Origin of the sequence: Proteus sp. fly-1067 (assembly GCF_040139345.1) — a bacterium.
GTDB classification, from domain to species: Bacteria; Pseudomonadota; Gammaproteobacteria; order Enterobacterales; family Enterobacteriaceae; genus Proteus; species Proteus vulgaris_B.
In genome coordinates, this window is record NZ_JBEEUL010000091.1 from 1 (window position 1) to 739 (window position 739).

At 45.2% G+C, this 739-nt stretch carries 1 protein-coding gene and 1 pseudogene; both read right to left on the reverse strand.

What is annotated here, in order from left to right:
• Positions 1-542, reverse strand: a pseudogene (locus tag ABN217_RS19300) (hypothetical protein); the annotation flags it as partial.
• Positions 493-739 (reverse strand): DUF459 domain-containing protein (locus ABN217_RS19305; RefSeq protein WP_502935137.1); only part of this gene is annotated, 247 nt, incomplete at its 5' end. The pseudogene ABN217_RS19300 and the gene ABN217_RS19305, both read right to left, overlap by 50 nt.

The following is a 739-nucleotide window of genomic DNA, read 5'->3' on the forward strand; positions in this document are numbered from 1 at the left end:
TTTTGGTACAGCGCTTGTAATTGATAAGTGCCTGCTGCGGCTTGCAATGGGACCAATTGTACGCGGCTTGTTGGTTTCATTGGCAATGCGACTAGCCCTCCCAGAGGGTAATCAAAACGCTCATCTTTACGGCTGCTAAACAGTTCCCATTGTTGCTTATCACTTTTACGATTGATAGTCGCAGTGCGTTGCCCCGGTATTGAAATGGTAGGTACGAAGCCAGGTCCCGCATCGCCATAGCGCTGCTGGAACAAGGTTCTTAGCTCACCACTGAAAAAATCTGCCGCAGTGTGTGAATCGCCAATTTGTACTATATGGATTTGCTGGTTGCCTTGCTTTAGCTTGTTATCAAGGCGACTTAGATTTGGCTCAGCATTGTTGATTAATTGACCTTGAACATCGGCTTCAGCCAGCATCCGTGTTGAGCTTTTCTGTGTTCGCTCTACGCCTTGCTGGCAGGACAACAGGCCTAGAGACAGCAACGCGATAACGCTAGCTGCCGCTACTTTGGATCTGGCCTGACGCAATTTGTTCCGCTTCATGAGGGACCTTTTCTTCTTCTACATCATAATGGATGAGTGAAAACACTTTTTCAGCAATCGCTTGTTGTCCTTTAGGACTGAAATGGATCCCATCACCACTTCTTAGCTTAATTTTGCTGCTATCATCGCCGAAATAATCAGAATAGGTGAGATCTTTATATTTAAAGACATCATTAACAGAAAAATAAATTTCACCG